Here is a 24,414-nt window from a genome sequence, read left to right as displayed (position 1 = left end):
GGGCGATCTGATCGGTATCCCGCCCCTCGCCAAAACAACGAGGCCGGCACCGGCGGGTGATACCGCCGAGGCCGGCCTCGCGAACAAAGTTCTGAAATAGGATCAGATAGGAACGTCGTGGCCGGGCTTGTCACCGATCGGCTTCGGGATCGGGTCGCCGTTGGGGTCGGTCGGGAGGGGCTCCTCGCCGCGGGCGACGGCGAACGTGGCGGTCGTGCTGGTGTAGGTGGAGATCTGGGCGGGCACGGCGGCGAGGGCGAAGGTCGAGGGGCTCAGGCGACCCTCGAGGAACTCGGGGGCGAAGCGGGGGTTCCGGCTGCTGCGCGAGGGGCGCGAGTCGCGGGCGGGGTTCGAGCGGAGATCCGGGGCGCGGACGGCGAACGGGTTGCGGAAGCTGGCCATTTTTGAACTCGTTTTTAAATGTGCGGACTTTAGAAGCGTGCGGGCGTTTCGTGACGTGCGGTCGTTTCGTCGCAGAGGCTTTAGTGGCGGAGCGTTCGGACGCGAACTGATCTGGCCGGTCGTTTCCTCTCGACCACCGTTGCTTGCGGTGGTCGCGTGTCGTACAGAAATATCATCGTGACTTCGGGCCAATTTAATCACTTTTCCCTCAAGTTTTTCGCCGGATTCCCCGGGGCCCCGGCGCCGGCCCGACCTCGCGTTTCCACAACTCCCCTCGCCGTCTATAATTCGGGGCATTCGGACCGCCTCGACAGGGACACCCCGCGCGGCCGGGGAGGGGGCGGCGGCGACGCGATCGGAGGCGCGGAGCATGGAGCGGCCGGCCCGCTGCACGCTGAGGGTCGAGGGGCTGGATTGCCCCCATGAGGTCTCGCCGATCCGAGGTGCCCTGGAAGGGGCCCCCGGCGTCCTCGGGCTGGACTTCGACCCGCCCGGGGGGACCGTGGCCGTCTCCTTCGATCCCGGCCTCACCGACCCGACCTCGCTGACCCGCCGAATCCGAGACGGGGCGGGCATGGCCGCCGAGCCGGTCGTCGAGGCACCGATGATCGCCCGGGGGTCCGAGGGCGAAGGGTCCTGGCGGGCCTTCCGTTCGAGGTGGGGGGCGACGGGCTCGTCCGGATTGGCGTTGGCGATCGGGGCGGCGGCCGACTGGTCGTCCTGGGCCGCCGGGGGATCGGGGGCGTTCGGCTGGGAGGGACGGATCGCCCTGGCCGGATACGCGGCGGCGGTCGCCCTGGGGGCCGTCGAGCTGCTGCCGAAGGCCTGGCGAGGGGTCCGGCAGCGTCGGCTGGGGATCCACCTCTTGATGACCCTGGCGATCCTCGGCGCCATCGCCCTGGGGGAGTGGGGCGAGGCGGCCACGGTCGCCTTCCTGTTCGGCCTGGCCGAGGCCCTGGAGGCCCAGAGCCTGGCCCGGGCCCGTCGGGCCGTCCGGTCGCTGCTGGAAGTCGCCCCCGAGACGGCCGAGCTGATCGAGCCGGGAGGCGGGACCCGGGTCGTCCCGGCCGACGCGGTCGGGCCGGGCCGGCGCGTCCGGGTCCGGGCCGGCGACCGGGTGCCGATCGACGGCCGGGTCGTCTCCGGCCGGTCGAGCGTCGATCAGAAGGCGATCACGGGGGAATCGGTCCCGGTCGACAAGGGGCCCGGAGACGAGGTCTTCGCCGGCACGGTCAACGGCGCCGGGGCCCTGGACGTCGAGGCCACCCGGCCCCCGGGGGACTCGGTCGTCGCCCGGACCGCCGCGCTGGTCCGCGAGGCCCAGGGGCGCCGGATGCCCCTGGAGCGGAGCATCGAGCGGTTCGCGGCCGTCTACACGCCGATGGTCGTCGTGATGGCGGCGCTGGTGATGGACGGCCCTCCCCTGGTCGGGACGATGCTCGGAATCCCGGCCGACTGGCGGGAGTGGTTCCTCCGGGGGCTGGTCGTGCTGGTGGTGGCCTGCCCCTGTGCGTTGGTGATCGGCACGCCGGTGGCGGTGGTCAGCGCCCTGGCCTCGTCGGCCAGGCGGGGGGTGCTGGTCAAGGGGGGCCAGTTCCTGGAGGCGGTGGGCCGGCTCCGGGTCTTCGCCTTCGACAAGACGGGCACGCTGACCCGGGGGGAGCCGAGCGTCGTCGAGGTCGTCCCCGCGGCCGAGGGCTGCCCCGACTCGATGCTCCGGGTCGCCGCCGCCCTGGGGGACCGGGGCGGGCACGTCCTCGGCCGGGCCATCGCCCGGCACGCCCGGGAGATGGCCCTCGCGGTGCCCGATGCCGAGGACTACCTGGCCCAGCCCGGCCTGGGCGCCACCGGCACCGTCGGGGCCACGCGATACCACATCGGCAGCCACCGCTATATCGACGAGGCGGGCCTCTGCGACGACGCCTTCCACGCCTCGCTCGGCGACGCCGAGCTCGGCCCCGGCACCGCCGTCGCGTTGTCGGCCCCCGGCGGGCCGCTCGGCTGGATCCGGCTGGCCGACCGCCCCCGGCCCGAGGCCGCCGCCGTGCTCGCCGAGCTGGCCACGCTCGGCCTCCGCACCGTCATGCTCACCGGGGACAACCCCTCGACCGCCGCCGCCACCGCCGCCGAGCTCGGCCTGGCCGACCACCGGGCCGGGCTGCTCCCCGCCGACAAGGCCGAGGTCGTCTCACGGCTCGACGCCCTGCTCGGCCCGACCGGCATGGTCGGCGACGGCGTCAACGACGCCCCCGCGCTGGCCGAGGCCCGGGTCAGCGTCGCCCTCGGCGGCATCTCCAGCGCCGTCGCCCTGGAGGCGGCCGACGTGGTCCTGATGGCGGACGACCTCCGGGGCCTCCCCTGGCTCGTCCGCCACAGCCGAAGGACCCTCCGGGTCATCCGCCAGAACATCGCCCTGGCGATCGGTCTCAAGCTGCTCGTCCTCGCCCTCGCGGTGCTCGGCCTGGCCGACCTCTGGATGGCCATCGCCGCCGACGTCGGCACCACCCTCGTCGTCGTCGCCAACGCCCTCCGCCTGCTCCGCCCGGGCGACCCCGGCCGCCCTTGACCGGCCTTCCACCCGACTTCGTGTGACTGCCGATCGGACTTTTCCCGATCTTGTTGATGCGGGGACGCCTCCCCCGCATCACGCCCCGGCCTCGGCGTCACCCTCGATTCGGGGGCGATGGGGAGGGCCTCTCACGCTCCTTGGCAACCCGAACGCGACGACCGGCCGGCGCACCGAAGGCGCACCCAGGCCGGCCGGATCTCCGAGACCACCCTCGGCGAAACAAACCCTATCGCGCCCGACGACGGTCGCCGGTCGTTCCCCCCACCCGTCGACCCGATCCGGTGGGCGTGCCCAGGCCATGACCAAACAAGCCCAATGGCTCGGGCCCCGGATTCCCGAAACGAACCCGAGCCCATCGACGCAACTCATTCCGGCAGAAACACAATCACTCCGATGATCGTCTCGAATTCGGGCGCACCGACCGGCGCAACCCGGGCGCACCGGGCGGTGATCATTCGCCCGAACCCTCCTCGAGGGTCATCGAGCTTCGGGGGCCGACGACGCCCCGCATCCGGCGCGAAACAAACCCAATCCGCCCGCCCCCTGCCGGGCGAAACAAACCCAAATCGCCCCGGGCTCGGCGCGAAACAAACCCAATTTGCCCCGGTCGCGGACGACCGGGGGGCGAGACGACCCCGCTCGGAATGGGGCCGTCACGGTATCGAGGAGACCCCCGCCGGATCCGGCTCGATCAGTCGACGCAGGCGACCGGGGTCGGCCTCGGGAACTCGACCGGGCGGGGAGCGGACGGCTGGGAAAGGGTTGGCGCCACCGTCGGCGCCGGGGCCCGATGGCGTCGGGGCCGGATGGTCCAGAGGATGCCGCCGAGGGTCAGGGCGCCGCCGAGGACCAGGAAGGGGGTGATCGCCTCCCCCAGGAAGAGGTAGCCCCAGACGACCGTCAGGATCGGCGCCGCGTTGCCGAAGGTGGCCACCTCGCTGGCGTCGAGCCTGGTCATCGCCAGGTTCTGGAACCCGAGGGCGAAGACCGTGACGATCAGGGTCAGGTGGGCCAGGCCCAGCCAGGCGGTGGCGGAGGCCGAGCCGATCGCCCCAAGGCCCAGCGGGGCGATCGAGCCGTCCCAGTCCATCGCCAGCAGGGTGAACGGCAGGTCGAGCAGGGCCCCGACCAGGAACGTGCCGGCCAGCGCGGGAAGCGCCCCATGCTTCCGGATCAACGGTCGGCTGACGGCCATGTACGCGCCCCAGGTCGTCACCGCGCCGACGAGGAGTAAATCCCCCAGGAGCCCCCGGGAGGCCTCGGCCGAGGCCCCCCCCCGCAGGTTCCCGAGGCCGATGATGAGCACCCCGAGCACGCTGGTCACGACCCCGACCAGCCGATCGAGCCTCATCCGCTCCTGCCCCATCCCGCAGGCGATCAGCAGCACGAAGAGCGGGTTCGTGGCGTAGATCAGGCCGACGTGGGTGGTCGGGGCCAGCCGGGCCCCGGTCAGGAAGAAGAGCTGGTTCAGGCCGACGCAGAAGAGGGCCGAGGCCAGGACCCGCCACCGGTCCTCCCGGATCATCCGCCAGAGGGCCCCCCCCCTGCGAGCGAACGGCAGCAGGCAGAGCCCGGCGACCCCGAACCGGAAGACCGGCACCAGGGGCAGCGGCAACTCCCGGACTGCCAGCTTGGCCGAGAGGGCCGTGGTCGAGCCGATCAGGACCATCAGGGCCAGGAAGACGTAGGCCGCCAGGTCAATCCCGCCCGACGACCGACTCGTACCGCCACCGCCGTCATCCTGCCCCGCCATCGATGGACCTCAGCTCGAAGAAGGAGAGCACCGCCTCGACCGGCCCTCGACGGGCCGCAACAGTCTCTATGGTAGGAGGGCGGACAAGGCGGGGAGGTTCGATTTCATCCGTGCTTCTCGGCGTCCTCGCCGGCCTCCTCCCGAGACCGACCGGGGCCCACGTCTTTCCTCATCGAGGCCCCCTCCCCCCCGAACCGGGGGAAAAACCGAGCGGCGAGCCGCCGAAAGGGATGAGGGCGGGGACCCGGCCCGGCACGCAGGGGTTCTCGCGTTCGTCTCTCTCGTTCCCGGGCCAGCCAGTCGTTGAACGCATCCGCGTTCCAGGACTCGTCCTCCGGCATGTACTCCCGGACCAGATCGGACCAGATCGATTGGGCCACCTCCTCGGCGGTCGGCAACTCGACCCCGGCCGGGCACTCCCGGACCGGGTCCGACCACGTCGCCGACCGGAAGTCGCCCGGGGTCGTCCAGCAGGACAGACAGCCGTCGCAGTACGCCATGAGCCGGCCGGTCGCCCTGCATCGGACGAGCACGACCAGCCAGCAGCCGTGGACGCAGATCTCCTCGACGACGGCCAGCATCCCGCCCCCCTCCTCCCGGGTCACTCCGAGGCCACCACCTTCAGCCCGATGATTGAGCCGATGAGCACCAGGAGCAAGACGATCCGGGCGGTCGAGAGCGGGTCCTTGAAGAAGGCGATGCCGATGATCGCCGTGCCGAAGGCGCCGATGCCCGTCCAGACGGCATACGCCGTGCCCAGCGGGATCGTCTGGATCGCCCGGGTGAGCAGCGCGAAGCTGAGGATGCTCAGCAGGAGGAAGCCGATCGAGGGGATCGGCTTCGAGAAGTTCTCGCTGAGCTTCAGGCAGGTGGTGAAGCCGACCTCGGCGAGGCCGGCGAAGATGAGGACGATCCAGGCCATATCCGTCGGGTGCCCCTGCTGCGGTGTCGCCGTCGATCGGGGCGTCGGGGAGACCTCTCCCCGGCGCCCCGGTGACGATGACGCCCGGGGAAGCCGGACGCAAGGCCAGATTCGACCGCGACGAGGCGGCGCTTCAGGGCCCGGCGGCCGAGGCGGCGGCGGCTCGGGGTGCCTGTCGGAGATCCTGGCCGCGCTGGAAGGCCCGCTCGCGTTCCAGCCGGGTCTGGTCGTGCAGGGAGCGGTAGAGCTGCTCCTCGGCCCCGGTGAACTCCAGGCCCCGGCGGCCCTTGACGGTCCGGGCGGTCTCGAACATCTGCTCCAGCTCGAAGCCGGGCGCGACCTTGCCCCAGAGGACCGCCGAGAAGCTCGGCACGTGCTTCGGCAGCAGCCAGCCGGCCGGCAGGACGTTGCACATCACGCCGATGCTGGTGCCGGTATTCAGCATGCTGCCCAGGCCGGTCCGGGTGTGGTCGCCGATGAAGCAGCCGACCTTGGCCTGGCCGGTCGGGATCGGGTCGCCATGCAAGGGGACCTCGACCTCGCCGTAGTCGTTGCGGAGGTCGCTGTTGGAGGTGATCGCCCCCAGGTTCACCCACTCGCCGACGTAGGCGTGGCCCAGGAACCCCTCATGGTACTTGTTCGAGTACCCCTGGATGATCGACGCCTCCACCTCGCCGCCGACCCGGCAGACCGGGCCGATGCTCACCGCCCCCCGGATGTTCGCCCGGAAGAGCTGCGTGCCGGCGCCGATGACGCTCGGCCCCTCGATCCGGGTGAACGGCTGCACCCAGACGTCCGGGCCGACGATGATCGGGCCGTTCGTCGTGTCGAAGACGGTATAGGGGTCGATCCGGGCCGACTCGTGGATCCAGAGCCGGTCGGAGGGGCCGACCAGGGCCATCGCCTGGAGGTGCCGGTTGGTGACGCTCGGGCCCTCCAGGGCGTCGAAGTCGTCCCGGACGGCCTGCTCGTTGAGCGAGACGAGGTCCCAGGGGCGGTCGACCCAGTGGCCGCCGACCTCGACGCCGTCGACCTTGGCCAGCAGGTCGTCGAACCAGTCGTCGACCCGGTTGGGGGCCAGGGCGACGGCCCGCTCGGGGCCGACGACGGCGCAGGCCGGGCGGCCCCGGCAGAGGCCCAGCCACGGGGGGTTCGGGCCGCCCGCCTCGGTCCCGTCGAAGCCGGCGGGGGGCACCCATCGGGCGTTGGCGACGATGCTCGGCCCCTGGGCGAGCCACTCGGGGTTGTTGAGCACCGTGTGCGGGTCGCGTTCCCGCGCGATCTCGGCCAGGTGGGGGCGGATCACCGCCGCCCTCCTCGCCGGCCCCGGGCCGACCCCCCAGGCCCGGGCGATCCGGTCCCCCAGCACGCCGGCCCCGAGTCGCAGCGCGTACGCCGGTCTCGTCAGGGTCAGGGGCTCCAGGCCGGCGACGGCCAGGTCTTCGACGATGCACAGGCGCATGGTTCGCTCCTTCCGGGTGCCTGCTCAGGGGTCTGGTCGCGGCCTTCCGTGGGCCTTCCCGAGGCCCGTCCCGCCCCCCGGCCGGTCTCGAAGGGTCGGATGATCGACCCCGGCGATCCTGCCCCGGTCGGGATGGGAGGTGCGAGCTCCGGGCCGCGCGGGGCGATTATAGCGGGGCCCCCGGGGGCGACTACCCCGATCCGGGGCGCCGGCCCGCTCCATCGCGAGGGGGGCCGCCGCTCACCGAACCGAGTGGAACTCGACCGCGTCGGCCTCTAGGTCGAGCATCGCCACCGTCCAGATCCGGGCCCGATGGAGGGCCCCGGGGTTGACCTGCCGGGTCGGGCCGTCCCGCTCGTCGAGCCGCTGATGAGAGTGGCCGAACAGGAGGTAGTCGGGCATCGACCGGATAAGCCGACGGAATTCGTCCGACAGGTGGCCGTGGGTGACGGCGATTCGACGACCGGCCAGCTCGAACTCCCCCGACCAGCCGAGCAGCAGGCCGCCGGTCGCCTCGACGGCCCGCTCGATCCCCTCGAGGTCGAAGTCGTTGTTCCCCAGGACGTACCGGCACGGCAACCCGGAGGAGGCGACGGCGTGGACCGCCCTCGGGCTCGTCAGGTCCCCACAGTGGACGAGCGACTCGGCCCCTCGGGCCGCCAGCAGGGCGACGGCCCCGGCGGTGCGGTCGATCTGGTCGTGGGAGTCGGACAGGACGCCGATGAGCATGCGAGCGATCTCCCCCGGGCCGGCTTGGCGGCCCGGCCGGCGGGTCGTAGAATACAGCACGGACCCCGGCGCGTCGGCCCCGATCGATGCCTCCTTCTCCCTTCTCTCCGGTCCAGGGGCCAGGCCGCTCGGAGTCCGACGTCCGCCCCTTGTGGGGGCGGAGTGCGACCGGCAGAGCGGAAACCGCCGGTCGCGGGAGCTTCAGCCCCCGAATCACGCGGACGACCCGCCCGACGGGACCCCCGAACGGACGACGTCCTCGATGTGCGCCGAGGCCCCCCGGTTCTGCCCGCGATGCGCGGGGAGGTGCCCCATGTTCACCAACGAGCACGACCGCCAGGCCGTCCGCCGGGACGACCCGGCCCACGAGTCCCCCCTGCCCCGCCTCCAGGAGTTCGGCGTCGAGGCCCCCGACCGGGGCGACGACCCGGCCGAGCCCCCCGAGGACGCGGTCTCTCGGTCGGCCGAGGCCCCCGACGCCGGCGACGCCCGCGCCGGCCTCCTCGACCAGGAGTACACCCACGGCCGGAGCATGAGTTGACCGACCTGCCCCCCGGATCGCCGCCGGGCCGCCCTGACCCGGCGGCCCGGCCGATCGGATGAGGGACCAAGTGGCCGAGGGCCCTCGGCCGTCCCGGTCGGAGGACCTGGGATCAGGGCAACAGTCGGGCCCGTTCCTCGGGGGAAGGGAGCCGGCAGGCTTCGGCGACGCCGAACCATCGGTATCGTCGTGCGGCGAAATAGTCGTAGGCCCGGTCCCGGATCGGCCGGGGGATGATCGCCCCGAGCCTGCCGAGCAGGGGCCAGGGGAATCGGAGGCGACGCATCACGCGGAGCACCGCCGAGGAGCGGTCGAAGAGCCGGCCCTCGTCCAGCAGGAGCATCGAGTTCAGGTCGGGAGGACCATGATCGGGGAGGCGATCCCGGAAGGTCTCCCCTTGCAAGGGGGCGAGCAGGACCTTGCCGTCGGGGTCGTGGTCGAGGACGAATTGGACCGACCGATTGCAGAAGCCGCACTCGCCGTCGTAGAAGACGATCGGCGCCCCGGGAGCGGCAGTTGATGCGGCCACGGTGGTCATCCGGTCCTCATTTCGGTTCGATCTCCCGGAACGGCAATCGGGCTCGCGATGACTCCGGGCCCCCTGGACTCGTCCTTACGGCTCCCATCCCGATTGGGGACCACCTCGATTATGGGCCGGTCGTCAAGTCGTTGTCCTGCCCGGCCCGACTGGTGGATCGACCTCCCGGCCGTGACCACAACAGGCAACGCCTCCACGACGCGGTGCCGGCCGAGAACGGAGGCCTCCCACGATGAGACGCGACGCGTCGGGCCGCCCGATCGACCCCCCGTCCCGGCCCAGGAGGGCGAGACGCAGACAGGCCCTCATCCTCGTCGCCGCGATCGGGGCGATCCTCTCGGCCCTCGTCCTGGCGTTCGCCCTCGTCTTCGGAGCGACCCGACCGAGGACGCAGGCGGAGGGGACGTTCGACGGCCCGCGGGGCCATCAAATTACGGCCCGGATCATCCGACGAAGCCACTCGGTCAAGGGCGACATCCAGGCATCCGGGCCCGGTTCCCCGAACGCGATGATGACGATCGACCTCTGGAACGGAGTGTAACCGGATTCCGAACCACCCCGGACCATCGACCTTTCGTATGACCCGGAGACGTCCGAGGTGCTCATGCGGGTCGGCCGGATACGGGCGGACGTCGGGGTCGCCGTCGGCCCGAACGGGCGGGTGGGGTTCCGGCCGAGGACCACGAACTTGCCCCCGCCGGGGAAGTGATCGGGCAGCTGGGGCCCCCCGTCCCGAGACGGATGCTCAGCTCGCCTGCGAGAGCTTCAGGGCGAACTGGCACTCGATGCGGCGGCTGTTGATGTCGATCGCCTCGAGGATGTCGATCACGGCGTCGGTGGAGATCTCCCCCTCGATCGCCCAGTTGAGGATCTCGAGGTTCTCGTCGCCCCGCTTGATGCGGCGGAAGATCTCGTCGAAGAGGGGGGAGGAATTGCGGAAGGCCCGGTGCAGGAGGCCGTAGTCCTCCCGATCCAGCTCGATCCAGAAGGCCCGACCCTGGAGGTGCTCCAACCATCGTTCCCGGAGGAACCCGTTCCAGTGCTCGCGGACCCAGCAACGGATGGCCCAGTCGCCAAGGTCGCGACCGGCCTTCTCGCTCATGATCCACTTGTACCGTCGTGCTTCTTCCTCGCCTTCGGCGAGGAGGCTCAGCGGCGTCGGGGCGTGTTGCATGTCCACGGACGGTGCACTACAAGGAGCCATCGTGACCTCCAGGCCGTCCTGGCCCGCTGCCTCGTCAAGGAATCATAACCGTGCAGATCCCGACTGCCAAGACTCCGACCAAGAAAGGTTGGACGACACCGCCGAGCCGCTCGACGGGCGGGCCGGATTCATTGTCTGCTTGCACGCACCCGAAAGGAGTGTCGTTTGAATCATACTCCGGTTCGACCCCGGCGCCAATCGCCACCTCGGGACCGCACATGGGATGCCGGGGCGGCGGCCGGCGGATGTTTCACGGGAACAACGGGTCGGTCCGGTCGTCGGCCGGGCGGACTCGGACCGGGGGTGCGAGGTGCGGGAACCAGGCGAGGTCCCGGCCGAGCAGGGCAGCCACGCCGCCGAGGCCGGCGGCGAGCGGGCCCCGGGCCGACTCGGCCAGCGCCCGCCATCGGACCCGGCCGTCGAGGTCCTCGCAGATCAGGTGTGGGCCCCGGCGGTAGGCCCTGAGCACGACGCCGTCCGGCCCGATCGCGAACACGCCGGGGGGGGCCGGATCCCGGCCGCTGGTCAGGGCGTGACCGGTCCCGTCGTAGGCGACCGCCCGGCCGTCTGGCGCCGACACCACCGCCGCCGACCCGGCCCGGGCCAGGTGCCAGGAGACCCAGGGGACCGGGGTTTCCCAGAGGATCCGGCCGGCCCGGTCGTGCCCCCGGAGGATCTGACGCTGTCGGGCGAGCGTGAGCACGGCCACCCCGGGGGGGGACCCGTCCGGGGCGGGGACCAGGCCGAGGGGCTCGCCGAAGCGGTCGTCGGGGCCCTCGACCGGGTTGCCGGCGGGGTCGAACAGGAGCAGCCGGCCGTCGTCGGTGGTGACGGCGATCAGGCCGTCGGGCCCGATCGCCAGGTCCTCGACGCCGGAATCCAGCTCCTTGCGCCAGATCCATCGGCCGGCGGTGGTGGCCCGGCCGACCCGGTCGCGTTCCTGGACGACGGCGAGGCCGAAGTCGTCGGGGCGGATCTCCAGGTGGGTGAGCTGGACGATGTTCAGGTCTTCCAGGCGCTTCCCGCTGTTGCGCCGGGCGTCGAAGAGGAGCAACTCCCGGTCGGTCGACGCGGCGAGCCAGCCGGGGGAGGTCCGGATCAGGCGGCCGACCCCCTTGATCGGCGGGGTCCGGCCGAGGCGCTTGCCCTCGGTGGTGAACAGCTCCAGGCGGTCGGCGTTGGTCATCAGGCCGATCCGGGGCGGGTCGTCCAGCAGGGCGAGCACGGCCGACTCGGCCCGGTCGTCGCTCTCGGCCACGGTCAGGGACCAGGAGGGGGTCCGCACCGGGCTCGACGCCGCCGGGGACCTCCGGACGGCCGACTTCGCCGCGGCCGGCGACGGCCGGACTGCCGATCCGGACGGCCTCCCCGGATCCTCCAGGTCGATCCGGGAGACCTCGCCGGTCGCCTGGCCGTAGACGAGCCAGCGGCCGAGCGGCTCCAGCTCCAGGGCGACCGCGGGCCTGGGCAGGGCGGTCTTCCACCGGATGTTGCCGGCCCGGTTGAGCAGGAACAGCTCCCCTTCCTGGGTGGCGGCGGCGATGGTCCGGCCGACGAAGTCGGGGGCGGCCAGCACGGCGGTGCCGCCGAGGTGGTAGGAGCCCTCCCCCCGGCCGTTGGCGTCGAACCGCTGGACGCCGTGGATGAAGCAGCTGGCGACGATCGTGCCGCCGTCGCCCGTCAGGGCCAGCCGGCCGACGTTGGAGAGCAGGGACTCCCGCCAGGCGACCTCGGCGTCGAGCCGGCCCCTCCCGGCGGGGATCAGCTCGACGCCGAACAGCGAGCCGTGCCCGGCGGCGCCGATGAGCCTCGGCTCGCTCGGCACGAAGGCGACGTGGGCCAGCGGCTGGAGCGTCTCGAACTCCCCCGACTTGCGGCCATATCGGGTGTAGAGGTGGGTCTGCGACATCCGGGAGGAGACCGCGACGTAGCGGCCATGCGGGTCGACCGCCAGGCCGATCGGGTCGGCGACGGCCTCCCGGTCGGCGATCAGCTCCAGGTCGGGGCCGAACAGCCAGAGCCTCCTCGACTCGCCGATCAGGGCGACCAGCGAGCCGTCGTCGCTGACCGCCCCCGAGACGATCGCGCCGGGGGCCCGGCTGGCCCAGATGCGGTCCCCCCGAGGGTCGTACATCGCCAGGCCGTCGGACTCGTCCCAGGTGACGATCCGGCCGGCCTCCCGCATCAGGCCGAGCCCCTTGAGCGGCGCGTCGGTCACCACGGTCCAGGCCAGCGTCGGCTGCATCCGGGATCCGGCCGGGGCGTCGGTCTGGGACATGGTCGGGGTTTCCCTCCCTGGGGGGCGACGGGCGGGCGGTCGATTCGGGCTGCCGGACGGCCGACGGCCGCGACGCCTCCCGGCCTCCCGCCTCCCGTCATCCGTCTTCCGACATTCTAGCCCCCCGCCCCGGCCAGATCCCCCTCCAGGGCCCGACGGATCGCCACCCGGAGCGCCGGGTCCTTCTCCGGGTCGCCATAGGGGATCGGGACCGGCGCCAGGCCCGGGTCATCGCCGGGGGGACGGGCGGAGGAAGAGACCTCGATGTCGGGGGAGACGCCGTGCTCGCTGTAGGGGCGCTCCAGCGGGGAATAGAACTTGGCGGTCGTCAGCTTCAACGCCGCGTCGGCCGATCGGAGCGGATAGATGCTCTGGACCGACCCCTTGCCGTAACTCCGCCCCCCGACGATCAGGGCCCGGCGGTGGTCCTTCAACGCCCCGGCGAGGATCTCGCTGGCGCTGGCGCTGTCGCCGTCGATCAGGACGGTGACGGGCATCCGCCAGGGGGCGGCGCCGGAGGCGGTGTAGTCGAACGTCTGGCCGGGGGCCCGGCCCCGGGTGGCGACGATCCTCCCCCGGTCCAGGAAGCGGTCGGCCAGGTCGACCGAGACGTTGAGGAGCCCGCCGGGATTGCCCCGGAGGTCGAGGACCATGTGCCGCATCCCCCGGGCCTGGAGGTCGGCGACGGCCCGGTCCATCTCCTCGACGGTCGTCTTCTGGAAGCTGACCAGCCTGATGAAGCCGATCCCCCCCTGGAGCATCGCGCTCGATTCCACGCTCTTGAGTTCGACCGGGCGGCGGGCCATCCGGACCGAGCGGGCCTGCCCGCCGGCCCCGAGCACCCGGACGGTCACCTCGGAATGCTCGGCGCCCTGGAGCGTCGCCGCCGCCGCGTCGAGGCCGAGCCCGGCCAGGGGCCGGCCGTCGACCTCGACGATCTGCTCGCCGGGCTTCAGGCCCGATTCCGAGGCCGGGCCGCCGGGGATCACGTTGACGAGCAGCAGGCCCCGGTCGGAGCCCTTCAGCTCGACCCCGATCCCGACGAAATTGCCGTCGATCTCGGCGTAGAGGTCGGAGAGCTTGTCGGGCGACAGGCAGCCGGAGTATTCGTCCAGGGCGTCGCAGGCGCCGTAGACGAATTCGAGGATGACCGCCGCGTCGGCCAGCCCGAGGGCACGCCGGCCGAGGTCGCAGCACACCTCGACCTGGGCCCTCGCCTCGCCCTTCGTCCGGGCCGACATGCGGCCCCGCTGGGACCGGAAGGCGTCCCGGAGCCATCGGACCCGGTCGGCCCGGTCCGGGGAGTCGGCGCCATGGGCGTCGAGGAAGGCGGGGTCCCGGAGGGCGACCTCCAGGTTGTCGAAGCCGTGCCGGAGCAGCGGTTCCAGGCGGACGGGGTCGACGTATCCGGTCTCGATCCGGTCGATCAGCTCGTCGAAGAGGGCGAGGGCGTCCTCCCGGGGAAGCCGGAGCAGGACCTCCCGGAAGCTGCGGTCCTCGTAGCGTCGGCCGAGCCGGTAGTGGGTCTCGCAGAGCCGGAGCCGGTGTCGGAGTTCCGTCCGGCTGGGCCAGCGTTCGAGGGCCTGCTCGTAGAGCGTGATGGCGGCCGGCCAGTTCCGGGTCCGCTCCAGCTCCAGGGCCCGGGCCAGGGCGTCATCGGGCGTCGAGGGGTCGCCCGGGGAGCCGAGGCCCTCCGGCGACGAGGGGGCGTCCCGCCGGGCAGTCGGCGGGACGAGGTCGGCCAGCAGGGCCGAGGCCGAGTCGGGCGAGGTGCCCGGCACGACGAGGGCCAGGGCCAGGGCGAACCATCCCGGGAAGGGACTCCGGATCAGGGCGAGCATCGGCCACGATCCTCCCGCTGCGGAGCGGGGCGGGGAGGATCGGGGGCCATTCGGGTCCGGGACGCCGCCGTCGGTGCCGGGGGCCGTCGCCGGGGCGACGGCCGGGGCCGGGGATCACGATCGGGGACCGTCGCCATCGCCGGGGCCTCCGTGATCCGTCCGCGCACCGATCCGTGGCTGCACGTCAAGGGAAGCGAATCATCCAGGGCGAGTGAGTCTGGGGCTGCGGCCGGGGTCAACCGCACGGGCCGTGCCGGACGCCACCTCGGGGGGGACCGATCCGACGGCATCGCCCGGCCATCCGGCCCGATCGGGGCGACCGTCCTCGGGGACACGCCCGTCACGATTCACTCTATCATACCGACTCGGCCCGGGAAGCGGCCGGGCCACGCCTCGGGCCGCCCGGAGGCCGTCCCGCCCGGCACGACCGTCAGAGGCGGACGGGATTCTCGCCGAAAGGCTGAAGTCCGCGTCCCGGCTCCGCTCGGAACCGGGGTGCGGATTGTAACATCGCCAACGCCGGGGAACCCGGCGAGGCCCCCCCGAGGACCGGCTCGGCCCGCGACCGGCTCAGGAGTGGGGTTCGCCGTCGGTGAGGAAGTCTCGGAGCTTGTGGTAGGCCCGGGTCTTCTCGTTGCTGACGGTCTTGGGGGCGACCCCCCAGCGCTCGGCGATCTCGGCGGGGGTCTCGCCGGCGAGGGTGGCCCGGATCAGCTCGGCCTCCCGGGGGCTCAAGGCCCGGTCGATCGCCTCGGAGAGGGCGTCGACCCAGTCCCGCTCCCGGAGCGGGGCGGAAGGGTTGTCGGGGCCGTCGTCGAGGGACCGGAGCTTGCGCTCGCGCTGGGCCCGCTTCTTGGTGGCGTCGATCGCCCGGAAGAAGACCGTGCCCTCCCCCCGCTCCCGGCTGAAGACCTCCCGGATGCCGAAGACGCCGACGGCGACCATCAGCTCGTCGAAGCCGGGGCGGCTGAGCTGCTTCAGCAGCGACAGGTAAACCGCCTGGGTGCAGTCGTCATGCTTCTGGGGGGGCAGGCCGGCCCGGGCCCAGGTGCGCGAGAGGTAGCGGTCGAGTTGGGAGAGCCCACCCCGGATCGCCTCCGGGTCGGCCGCCGTCCCGGCCGGGGGGCCGGGCTCCGGGGAGAGCAGCTCGGACGGGGAGGCCAGGTCGATCGCGGCGTCCCAGGCGTCGATCTCGACGCCCGGGTCGATCGCGCCGGGGGCGTCGAGATCGAGGTCGAGGGCCGAGGACGACCATTCCCCGTGCTCGGCGGGGATTGCGAACGGGGCGCCGACCAGGCCGCTGAAGAGGCGCAACGCCTCCAGGCCCTCGACGCCCGGCCGGTAGGCCCGGCTCGCCTTCCTCTGGTCCTGCTCGCTCACGGATCTCCCTCCGATCCCCCCGGGTCGTCGTCGACGGCCGGGGCATGCGGCCCAGTCCGGCCTCGCCCCCAGACCCATCCCGGACGGCCCGACCCGGGCGGCCTAATATCCTATCGAAACCGGATGACAGGACGAGTGCAATTCCCCGGATCATGACGGAAACTCGTCAATGCCGAGACTCATGCACCCATTGCCATCCTAGGGTGGTCGATCCCGTCGGTCAAGGATCGATCGGGCCTGCAGGGATCCTACGACATGGGAGGGTCGTGTCGTCGTCGGTCGTGGCCGGGATGGCCGAGGTCGGGTCCCCCTCCCCGGGGATGGGAGGGGGGCCCGACCGACCGGCCGGGCCGGGATCAGGACCGGTCGAGGCGTTGCTGGCGCAGCTGGGCCCGGGCCTCCCGGAGCTGCTGGGCGGCGGTGCCGCCCGGGGCGGCCGAGTCGCCGGGCAGGTTGAAGTCCGGCACGGCGAGGTTCGCCCGGGGGGGATGGAGGATGACCCGGCCCGAGGCCCGGGGAGAAGGGGTGTCCACCGGGACGAGCCGGTCGTTGACGAACCGGAAGAACTGGCCGGTGGGGGGCTCGCCCTGCCCCTGATCGGAGTGGGAGCCCCGCTGGGGGAAGCGGTTGGGGTCGCCGGCGAAGGCCAGGTCGTTGCCGGGGCTGGGGAGGAACCGGACGCGTCCCATCCGGCCGATCAGCTCGTCCCGGGCGGCCCCGCCCCGCAGGGTGTTGCGGCCGAACCAGCCGTGGAGCCGAGAGGGCAGGTCGTTGGATTGCAGCCGGTTGACCCCGCCGAGCCCGCCGTCGAGGGTGGTCAGCAGCGGCAGGTCGGGGGAGATGGTGATCGTGTCATTCGCCTTGGTCCCGTAGACGACCACCCGTTCCAGCTCGGAGATCAGCGGCCGGAACTGGTCGATCTGGCCGTTGACCGTGACCGAGACCCGGCCGTCGACCATCCCCACCTCGATCGTGTTGGGGGTGGGGTTCAGCAGGCGTCCCGGGGGCGGGGTGACCATGACGACCGTGCCCACCTGGCGGACCGCCCCCGTGTTCACCGCGCCGATGACGTTGAACGAGACGGTGGCCGGCTCGCTCTCCAGGTTCGGCCCCGGCGGGCCGACGTCCCGGACCCGGAAGCTCAGGGTGTCCGCGCCGACGAAGTTCCGGGGTGGGGTGTAGAGCAGGGTCCCGGTGTCGGCGTCGAAGTCGGTGACCGTCCCCCGGGTCATCGATTTGTCGAGGATGTAGGTCAGCGTCTGGCCCGTCTCCGGGTCGCCGGTCATGCCGATCAGCTGGACCGGCTGCGGCGTGTTGACCTGGACGGTGAGCTGCTGGCCCTGGGCGGTGGGGGGGGTGTTGATCATCTCCCCCTCGGCGACGCGGACCGTGGCCGTCGTCTCCGCGCTGGCCAGGTTCGGCGTCGGGGCGCCCACGTCCCGGACCCGGTAGGTGAAGACGTCGTCGCCGCTGAAGTTGGTGTTCGGCGTGTACCGGAGCGTGCCGGTCTGGGCGTTGAAGCCGGCGATCGAGCCGTTGACCGGGGGACCGGTCAGTTCGAAGACGAGCGTCTGGCCCGAATCCGGGTCGCCCGTCTGCCCGGCCAGCTGCACCGTGACGGCCTGGTTCTGGTCGGTCTCCACCGTGACGGCGGTGGCGGTCGGCCGGTTGTTGGTCGTGACCGCCAGGCTGAGCTTCTTGGTGTCGAAGTTGGCGACCGCGTCGAGGCTGCCGGCGCGGTTGACCTGGTCCCGGACCCCGACCAGCAGCTCGATCGTCCCCTCGAAGCCGCTGTTCGGGGTGACGGTCACCCGGCCGGAGGCGTCGACGGTGGCCGTGGCGTTCTGGACCGGGGCGAAGGTCCCGTCGGACGCGACGCCGCCGCCGACGGCATAGGTCAGCTGGTCGCCGGGGTTGGTGCTGACGGCCGAGAGCTGGAACTGGGCCGCCTGGCCCGGGCGGGTGAGCTGGTCCTCGACCGGCCCGAGGAAGGGGCGTTGGTTCTCGGTGTTGGCCACCACGCTGACCTGGAAGGTCTCCACGTCGGTCGAGCCGCCGTCGGCCGCCGTCACCGTCACCGTGGCCGACTCCCCGGCGGTGGCCGAGGTGGTGTCGATCAGCAGGGAGCCGTCGGGGCTGGCCTGGGCGACCCGGGTCCCGGTGATCAGGATCGGGGAGACCGGCGCGTCGACGTTGTTGCGCGAGACCTGGGTCATCTGGCTCAGCACGCCGAAGCCGTCGACCAGCTGGCCGAAGATCGTGTGCTGGAAGTCCAGGAACCGGGGGGAGCCGGTGGTCACGAAGAACTGCGACTCGTTGGTGTCGTCCCCGGCGTTGGCCATGGCGAGCTGGCCCTCGCCGGTGAAGACCAGCGGCGCCCGGAACTCGTCGGCGAAGGGGAAGCCCGGCTGGTTGATGTCGCCGGTGCCGTTGCCGTTGGCCGAGCCGCCCTGCACGATGAACTGGTCGCCGGGGAAGCCCGAGGCGATCCGGTGGAAGTTCTTGCTGGGCAGGTTGGTGAAGTTCGGATCCGGGTTGGTCGTCGGCGAGGTGTAGAACCCCTGGTTGACCAGCGCCTGGATGCGTCGGGCCGTGATCGGCGTCAGCTCCTCGAAGAGCTGGAAGGTCAGCGTGCCGGAGAAGGCCGGATCCCCCGCCCCGCTCGAGGCGTGCGACACGTCGATCGACAGGAACGGCCCGTTGATGACCGAGACCCGGACATCCGGGTTGTCGGACGAGGCCGTGAAGGCCTGGTCGTCCGCCCCGCCGTCGAGCCGGACCACCCGGCCCAGGTCGGCCGGGACCGTCAGGTTTGCGATCGGCTCGAGCGAGGCGACCAGCAGTTGCCGGGCCTCCAGCCCCTCGAGGCCGGGGCGCCGGGCCCTCCGCCGACCGGCGGAGGCCTCGCCGGTCCCCAACCACCGTCGGATTGACCCGCCTCGCTTGCGATCCCGCATCGGACTCCTCCCGCCCCTCGGCCCTTCCCTCGACGCGACGCCGCCGTCGGCGCCGCCGCGCGATCGTTCCAGCCCTTCCAATCGGCCGATCCGACCCGCCCGCTTGAGGGCAACCGGGCCCGACCGGCCCCGGCCCCGGCCCGATGCAAGGCCGGAATCGCCGCGAGCGATGCATGATCGCGATCGGCCCTCGCCTCGACGGGGCGGGGACGAGGAGGCGGCGTCGGGCGTGCCGGGGCCGGGAAATGGAGTCGGGGGGCGACGCCTTCCCTGCCCGGGTGGGGCAGGGAAGGCGTCGCCCCCCGATCGGGGATCTTCGAGGGTCGGGGCGACCCGGCCGGCCTTGCCGGCCGAGACGCCCCGGGGGCCCGGGCGGGGCGGGGGTGGGGTCACTCGCCGCCGGTCTTGGGCAGGGAGAACTGGGTGATGGTGAGGCCGTCCTCCTCCATCACGCTGTAGCTACCGCCCTGGGAGAGGTACTTGGCGAAGACGGAGAACTCGGGGATCTTGGTGACGTCGATCAGCTCCGAGAGGTCGGGCATGTCCTCGCCGGCGCCCCCGGCGTTGCCGGCGGCCTCGATGGCCTGCTGGAACTGGCCGCTCTTGAAGGTGTTGTAGACGGCCCGGGCCTGCTCCTCGGGGCGATTGAAGGTGAAGGAGGAGACCTGGCCGGGATACTTGCCGGCGACGGCCCGGAACTGGGAGTCGTCGGCGAGGGAGCTGCCGCCTCCCCGGAGGATCTGCTCCAGGAGCGGGGCGCGGCCGGTGGCGAAGAGGTAGCCCTTGGCGATGGCGATGCTCACGTTGCCGTCGAGCTGCAACTGGGGGGCGCCGGGGGCGGCGGGCAGCTCGGGCAGCTCGACGTCGTAGATGGTCGTCCCCTGGAAGTCCCGCTTCTCGGGGGCCAGGCCGGCGATGGCGAAGACCTTGTTCAGGGTGGTCTGGAAGGCCTGCTCGTCCTCCAGGGCGATGGCGACCAGGCCCCGCTGGCTCTGGGCGTCGATCTCCTCCCCCTCCTCGGCGAAGTCGGCGATGATGGAGACGCGGTCGCCGATCGGCCCGAAGATGTCCTGCTGGAAGCGGATGGTCTCGCCGCCGGGCCCCTGCAGGCCGCGCTCGACGTTCTCCAGGGCGCCGGGGAGGAACATGTTGACCAGGTCGCCCAGGGCGGTGTAGGCGGCGTCGAGATCCCAGCTGAGGGTCTGGTAGCTGGCGACGGTGGCGGGGACCCACGGCTCGGGGGTGGCGTCGATGGGCGGCATCTGGAAGAGCCGGAGAATGCCGGAGCGCTGGCCGGGGGCGTAGACGAAGGTCTTGGCGACGGAGTCGAACTCGCCGGTGGCGAAGTCGACCGTGCCGCCGACGGCCTTGAGCTGGTCGACGCCCAGGGTGCGCAGCAGGGCCTCGGCCTGGCCGGCCTCGCCCCCCTGCTCCGCGGCGGCCTGGACGACCAGCTGGATCGCCTGCTGGATGTCGATGTACCAGCAGACCTGGCTGTCGGTGCCGAGCTTCTCGCCGAGGGCCTGGTAGTTGGCGCTGGCGGCCAGCGAGTCCTCGCGGCCGCCGGCGTTGGCCAGCAGGTCCTTCATCGCGTCGATGCCGACGCCGATGAAGTAGACGCTCCCCTCGCTGGACCAGACCAGCGGCGGGCTGTCCTCGGCCGGGGGCTGGATGATGTGCAGGGTCTTGCCCTGGAACTCCTCGGTCCGGGACTGCCCGCCGGCCTCCTTCTCCAGCTGCTCGGTCCCCTTGGTCATGATCTCGTCCATCCGCGCGGCATTCTCGCCGGCGTCGGCGACGAGGATCGCGGCGACGGGGATCTCGGCCTCGGCCCGGGTGACGGCCAGCCAGGCGGGGCCCTGGGGCGTCTCGACCAGCTCCTTGAGCGTCACGCCGATCCGCTGCTTCAGCTGCGTGTTGAGGTCGTCGAGCTTGGTGCGGATGTCCTCCAGCAGGGGCTCCATCGCCGGGTCGGCCAGCAGCCGGCCGAACTGGCTGTCGCCCAGGGCCTCGCGCAGGTCGCTGGCGCTCGAGACCTTGACGATCGCCAGGGTCGAGCCGGGCAGGGCGTTCTCGCCCGGGACCTGGGCCACCGCGGGTGCGGCCGTCGCGAGGACGCCGAGCAGGGCCGAGCCGGCGAGCACCCGAATCGGGGATCGCATCGAGGAATTCTCCTTCCCGTTGAGGAATGGCATTCTAGAGAGGGGCAGGCCTGCCTCCCTCCCCGGACCCGGTCCGGGTCTCGGGGCGGGCACGGCGGGCCGATTCGGGCCAGGGCCGGGTTCGACCGGCGATGGCCCGACGAGGACAATGCGAGGCCCGCCGGCGTCCGGCCGGCGAGCCTCAGGTCAGGGGAACAGGTGCAACTTCCGCGCCTTCCGGGCCCCGGGGGCCTCAGCGCCCCGACCCGGGCCCCGCGGCGGCCGCCGGCGACGCCGAGGACGCCGCCTCCGGGGGTGCCTCGGGCTTCCTCCGGCGGGGGGGGTCGATGTAGCGGTAGCCGCTGTTGGGGTTGTCCTTGTCGTAGGCGAAGGCGTCCCGGTTGCGGAGGAAGTCCTTGACGTAATTGATCGGGATGGCGAAGCCGAGGTTGTCCCCGGCCGACGCCTTCATGTTCGTCACCCCGATCACCTCGCCGCGCAGGTTGAACAGAGGGCCCCCCGAGTTCCCCGGGTTGATCGCCGCGTCGGTCTGCAGGTACACCAGCCCCTCGAAATTCCGGTTCAGGGTGCTGAGGATCCCCTGCGAGACGCTGCGCTCCAGGCCCAGCGGGTTGCCGACGGCGAACGTGCCGTCCCCGGCGTCGAGGTCATCCAGCGTACCCAGCACGACGTGCTCCAGTTTCAGCCCGTCCTGCGGCGGCAGCTTCAGCAAGGCCAGGTCGAGGAACGGATTGACGGCGATGATCTGGACGTCCTCGATCTTCTTGCGGCGCCAGCCGCTGGAGGTCCTCTGGTAGAGGATCGCCGAGATCCGGGTCTCCCCCTCGATCACGTGGGCGTTCGTCACGGCGAAGCCCTCCGGGTTGATGATGAACCCGGAGCCGAGGCCCGAGGGGGTCTCGATCGACACCACCGCCTCGCCGAAGGTGTTGACCAGCTCATTGACCGGCCGGGGGTCGAGCGATCGGGCCTCGTAGAACCCGTCGGCCGGGCCGGGGGAGGAGGCCGGAGCCGAGGAACCCGGCGGCGCCACCTCGCCGGGATCCCCCCGGCGGAGGACCTGGTCGAGCGGGACCCGGATCAGGTCGTAGCCGACGTCGACGTAGATCGCTTCGGCCTTCTCGGCCAGCACCTCGCCGACGATCTGCGAGCCGCTCTTGAGGACGATCCGCTCGGCCTCGGGGGCCGCCCGCCCGAGCGCGTCCGACCCGGGGGCGATCCCCAGCACCGCGGCGACGAGGAGGGGCAGGGCCCGACGGGCCGGCCGCGGTTCGTGAATTGCGTTGCGTTTTCGCATGTAATCCTTCCTGATGCGATCGTGCCGCCATTGTAGTCGGGGGCCCCGGCGTTTCAAGGCTCCGGCCCCCCGAGCGTCGGCACCGTCCCGGGCTCCGAGGCCCCGGGCCCCTCGCCCAGCATCGCCCCGAAGCCCCCGGTGGCGCGGACGGTCGTCCGGTCCCCGTCCCCGTCCCCCGCCGCCGAGACGATCAGTGCCTCGACCCCCTCGGCCTCCTCGGCCAGGGCCAGGCCCCGATCCGGCCCCAGCACCGAGAGGGCCGTCGCCAGTCCGTCGGAGGTCGTCCCGTCGGGGGCCACCACCGTGACGCTGCTCCTGCCGGTCAGGCCCAGGCCGGACCGGGGGTCGACGATGTGGGAATAGCGGACGCCGTCGATCTCAACGTAACGCTCGGCGTCCCCCGAGGTCGAGACGGCGGCGTTGCTCAGGCTCAGGAAGCGTCCCGGCCGACGGGCGGGATCCAGGGGGGCGATGCCGACGGTCCAGCCGTCCCGCCCCGGGGGAGGGTCGCCAGCGACGACGTCCCCGGCCCCGGCGACCAGGGCCCGGGTGATGCCGAGTCGCCGGACCTCGGCCAGCGCGGCGTCGCTGGCGTACCCCTTGGCGATCCCGCCGACGTCGAGCCTCATCCCCTCCAGGGTGAGCCGGACGGTCCGGGCCCCGGGGTCGAGCACCAGCTTCTCCCAGCCGACCCGGGAGAGTGCCTCGTCGAGCCGGTCCCGGGGTGGGAGCGTGCCGTCCCGCCGGGCACGCCTCCAGAGCTTGACGACGGGGTTGATGGTCACGTCGAAGGCCCCCCCGGTCCGCTCGGAGAGCTCCCGGGAACGCCGGAGCACCTCGAACAGGTCGTCGCTGACGGCGACCGGGGGCCCGCCGGCCCGGTCGCTCAGGCGCATCAATTCGCTGTCGACCTTGTAGTCGCTGAGGGTGGCGTCGAGCCCCGCGACGCGGTCGAAGGCGGCCCGGGCCGCGCGGCTGGCGAGCGCCTCGTCGTTGCAGTAGACTACGAGTTTGAACTCGCTGCCCATGTGGGTCTCTCGGAACTCGAACCGATCGGGCCCCTCCCCGGCCGGGGCGTCCGCGGCCCATCCCCACAACGCCGCGAGGCAGACCGCCGCCATCCGCCGACCTCCCCGGGGCCCGGCCGCCGCCGATCCGAAGGCCCCGACTTCCACCGCAACCGACCGTTCCCGTCCGATCGAGGAGTCCATCGTACGATGACCATCCCGCTGTCAATCGGCAGGGCCGGGGCCGTCGCGGCCTCCTGCGCCCTGCTGCTCGCCGTCTCCCCGGCCCGGGGCCAGGACGCCAAGTCCCCCGAGGAGATGAAGCCCTATACCGAGACGATACCGGGGACCGACATCTCCTTCGAGATGGTCCCGATCCCCGGCGGCACCTTCACGATGGGCAGCCCCGAGGACGAGCCCGACCGGATGCCGCACGAGGGGCCCCAGCACCCCGTCACGGTCGGCCCCTTCTGGATGGGCAAGCACGAGGTCACCTGGGACGAATACGACGAGTTCGCCTTCAGCTTCGACCTCCGCCGCAAGGAGCGCGAGGGGGTGAAGGACGAGGACCAGCCCGACAGCGAGCTGGCCGCCGACGCCATCACCCGGCCCACCCCCCCCTACGCCGACGAGACCTTCGGCCTGGGCCGGGAGGGGCAGCCGGTGATCTGCATCACCTGGCACTCGGCCATGGAATACTGCCGGTGGCTCTCGGCCAAGACCGGCCACACCTACCGCCTGCCCACCGAGGCCGAGTGGGAGTACGCCTGCCGGGCCGGCACCACCACCGCCTACCACTTCGGCGACGACCCGGAGCTGCTGGAGGAGTACGACTGGTTCTTCGAGAACTGCGAGGGGCCGCAGCCCGTCGGCACCGGCAAGCCCAACCCGTGGGGCCTGTACGACATGCACGGGAACGTCGCCGAGTGGGTCCTGGACCACTACGTGGCGGACCTCTATAGTCGGAGGTCGCAGGACTCGCCGACCGTCCGGCCGGTGGTCGTGCCGGACGAGTTCGAGTTCCCCTACGTCGCCCGGGGCGGGTCCTGGGATTACGACCCCTGGGACTGCCGGAGCGCCTCCCGACACGTCTCCGACCCGATCTGGAGCGTCCAGGATCCGCAGCGACCCCAGAGCATCTGGTGGCACACCGACGCCACCTTCGTCGGCTTCCGGATCGTCCGGGCCTTCGACGAGCAGCCCGAGCTGGTCGGCCTGCAATCGAAGATGATCAAGGGCAAGGGCCCCCAGCCGTCCGGTCCGGGCGGCGACTGAGCGAGGCATCGAACGGTCCCGGGAGCACCGGGGACGGTCGCTTCGATCCGATGGCTCGGAGACCGTCCCCGATCCCCCCGGGGCCCCCGGCTGGCGA

At 72.2% G+C, this 24,414-nt stretch carries 19 protein-coding genes; 4 read left to right on the top strand and 15 right to left on the bottom strand.

The genetic code is table 11. From position 1 onward, the window contains the following. Window positions 1–102 precede the first annotated feature (102 nt). Window positions 103–402: a hypothetical protein gene (locus ElP_RS19210; RefSeq protein ID WP_145272025.1), complete on the bottom strand. Its 300-nt coding sequence runs from the start codon at window positions 400–402 to the stop codon at window positions 103–105. Window positions 403–772: 370 nt separating this feature from the next. On the opposite strand from ElP_RS19210, the gene ElP_RS19205 reads away from it, so the two are divergent. Then, the gene (locus ElP_RS19205) at window positions 773–2,968 is read left to right on the top strand and encodes a heavy metal translocating P-type ATPase (protein WP_145272023.1); all 2,196 of its coding nucleotides are present in this window, start codon (window positions 773–775) and stop codon (window positions 2,966–2,968) included. 694 nt (window positions 2,969–3,662) lie between these two features. Here ElP_RS19205 and ElP_RS19200 read toward each other — a convergent pair. The 5 genes from ElP_RS19200 to ElP_RS19180 all read right to left on the bottom strand — a co-directional run bounded on the left by ElP_RS19200 (window position 3,663) and on the right by ElP_RS19180 (window position 7,837). Then, window positions 3,663–4,724: a DMT family transporter gene (locus ElP_RS19200; protein WP_145272021.1), complete on the bottom strand. Its 1,062-nt coding sequence runs from the start codon at window positions 4,722–4,724 to the stop codon at window positions 3,663–3,665. Between the two features lie 104 nt (window positions 4,725–4,828). Next, window positions 4,829–5,305, bottom strand: coding sequence for a hypothetical protein (locus ElP_RS19195; RefSeq protein ID WP_145272019.1), 477 nt, complete (start codon window positions 5,303–5,305; stop codon window positions 4,829–4,831). Between the two features lie 20 nt (window positions 5,306–5,325). Next, on the bottom strand, window positions 5,326–5,646 hold the full coding sequence (locus ElP_RS19190) for a DMT family transporter (RefSeq protein WP_145272017.1): 321 nt from the start codon (window positions 5,644–5,646) through the stop codon (window positions 5,326–5,328). 133 nt (window positions 5,647–5,779) lie between these two features. After that, window positions 5,780–7,108, bottom strand: coding sequence for a putative sugar nucleotidyl transferase (locus tag ElP_RS19185; RefSeq protein ID WP_145272015.1), 1,329 nt, complete (start codon window positions 7,106–7,108; stop codon window positions 5,780–5,782). Between the two features lie 240 nt (window positions 7,109–7,348). Beyond that, window positions 7,349–7,837, bottom strand: coding sequence for a YfcE family phosphodiesterase (locus ElP_RS19180; RefSeq protein WP_145272013.1), 489 nt, complete (start codon window positions 7,835–7,837; stop codon window positions 7,349–7,351). Window positions 7,838–8,150: 313 nt separating this feature from the next. On the opposite strand from ElP_RS19180, the gene ElP_RS38355 reads away from it, so the two are divergent. Next, complete coding sequence (locus tag ElP_RS38355) at window positions 8,151–8,378, top strand: hypothetical protein (protein WP_197446173.1); 228 nt, start codon at window positions 8,151–8,153, stop codon at window positions 8,376–8,378. Window positions 8,379–8,490: 112 nt separating this feature from the next. Here ElP_RS38355 and ElP_RS19170 read toward each other — a convergent pair whose 3' ends face one another. Then, window positions 8,491–8,916: a thiol-disulfide oxidoreductase DCC family protein gene (locus tag ElP_RS19170; RefSeq protein WP_145272009.1), complete on the bottom strand. Its 426-nt coding sequence runs from the start codon at window positions 8,914–8,916 to the stop codon at window positions 8,491–8,493. A gap of 232 nt (window positions 8,917–9,148) precedes the next feature. Here ElP_RS19170 and ElP_RS19165 point away from each other — a divergent pair, with 232 nt between their 5' ends. Next, the gene (locus ElP_RS19165) at window positions 9,149–9,457 is read left to right on the top strand and encodes a hypothetical protein (RefSeq protein WP_145272007.1); all 309 of its coding nucleotides are present in this window, start codon (window positions 9,149–9,151) and stop codon (window positions 9,455–9,457) included. A gap of 204 nt (window positions 9,458–9,661) precedes the next feature. On the opposite strand, the gene ElP_RS19160 is transcribed toward ElP_RS19165, so the two are convergent. The 8 genes from ElP_RS19160 to ElP_RS19125 form a co-directional block, all read right to left on the bottom strand. Further along, window positions 9,662–10,090 carry an ANTH domain-containing protein gene (locus ElP_RS19160; RefSeq protein ID WP_145278546.1) on the bottom strand — a complete coding sequence of 143 codons (429 nt, stop codon included), beginning with the start codon at window positions 10,088–10,090 and terminating at the stop codon, window positions 9,662–9,664. Window positions 10,091–10,370: 280 nt separating this feature from the next. Next, window positions 10,371–12,398 carry a WD40 repeat domain-containing protein gene (locus ElP_RS19155; RefSeq protein ID WP_145272005.1) on the bottom strand — a complete coding sequence of 676 codons (2,028 nt, stop codon included), beginning with the start codon at window positions 12,396–12,398 and terminating at the stop codon, window positions 10,371–10,373. Between the two features lie 116 nt (window positions 12,399–12,514). Beyond that, window positions 12,515–14,239 carry a S41 family peptidase gene (locus tag ElP_RS19150; RefSeq protein WP_145272003.1) on the bottom strand — a complete coding sequence of 575 codons (1,725 nt, stop codon included), beginning with the start codon at window positions 14,237–14,239 and terminating at the stop codon, window positions 12,515–12,517. 570 nt (window positions 14,240–14,809) lie between these two features. Continuing rightward, entirely contained in the window at window positions 14,810–15,619 is an 810-nt protein-coding gene (locus ElP_RS19145; RefSeq protein WP_231749182.1) for a sigma-70 family RNA polymerase sigma factor, read from the bottom strand. Window positions 15,620–15,975: 356 nt separating this feature from the next. Further along, the gene (locus ElP_RS19140) at window positions 15,976–18,576 is read right to left on the bottom strand and encodes a peptidylprolyl isomerase (protein WP_145271999.1); all 2,601 of its coding nucleotides are present in this window, start codon (window positions 18,574–18,576) and stop codon (window positions 15,976–15,978) included. A gap of 389 nt (window positions 18,577–18,965) precedes the next feature. Then, window positions 18,966–20,738, bottom strand: a complete 1,773-nt coding sequence (locus ElP_RS19135) for a hypothetical protein (protein ID WP_145271997.1) — start codon at window positions 20,736–20,738, stop codon at window positions 18,966–18,968. A 232-nt stretch (window positions 20,739–20,970) separates the two neighbouring features. Further along, on the bottom strand, window positions 20,971–22,035 hold the full coding sequence (locus ElP_RS19130) for a S1C family serine protease (RefSeq protein WP_145271995.1): 1,065 nt from the start codon (window positions 22,033–22,035) through the stop codon (window positions 20,971–20,973). Window positions 22,036–22,088: 53 nt separating this feature from the next. Then, window positions 22,089–23,156: an FAD:protein FMN transferase gene (locus ElP_RS19125; RefSeq protein ID WP_145271993.1), complete on the bottom strand. Its 1,068-nt coding sequence runs from the start codon at window positions 23,154–23,156 to the stop codon at window positions 22,089–22,091. A gap of 96 nt (window positions 23,157–23,252) precedes the next feature. Here ElP_RS19125 and ElP_RS19120 point away from each other — a divergent pair, with 96 nt between their 5' ends. Then, window positions 23,253–24,317: a formylglycine-generating enzyme family protein gene (locus ElP_RS19120; RefSeq protein ID WP_145271992.1), complete on the top strand. Its 1,065-nt coding sequence runs from the start codon at window positions 23,253–23,255 to the stop codon at window positions 24,315–24,317. Window positions 24,318–24,414 lie beyond the last annotated feature (97 nt).

This window comes from Tautonia plasticadhaerens (assembly GCF_007752535.1).
Taxonomy (GTDB): domain Bacteria; phylum Planctomycetota; class Planctomycetia; order Isosphaerales; family Isosphaeraceae; genus Tautonia; species Tautonia plasticadhaerens.
Note: the sequence above shows the minus strand (reverse complement) of the source record. Positions and strands in the feature narration are given on the sequence as shown.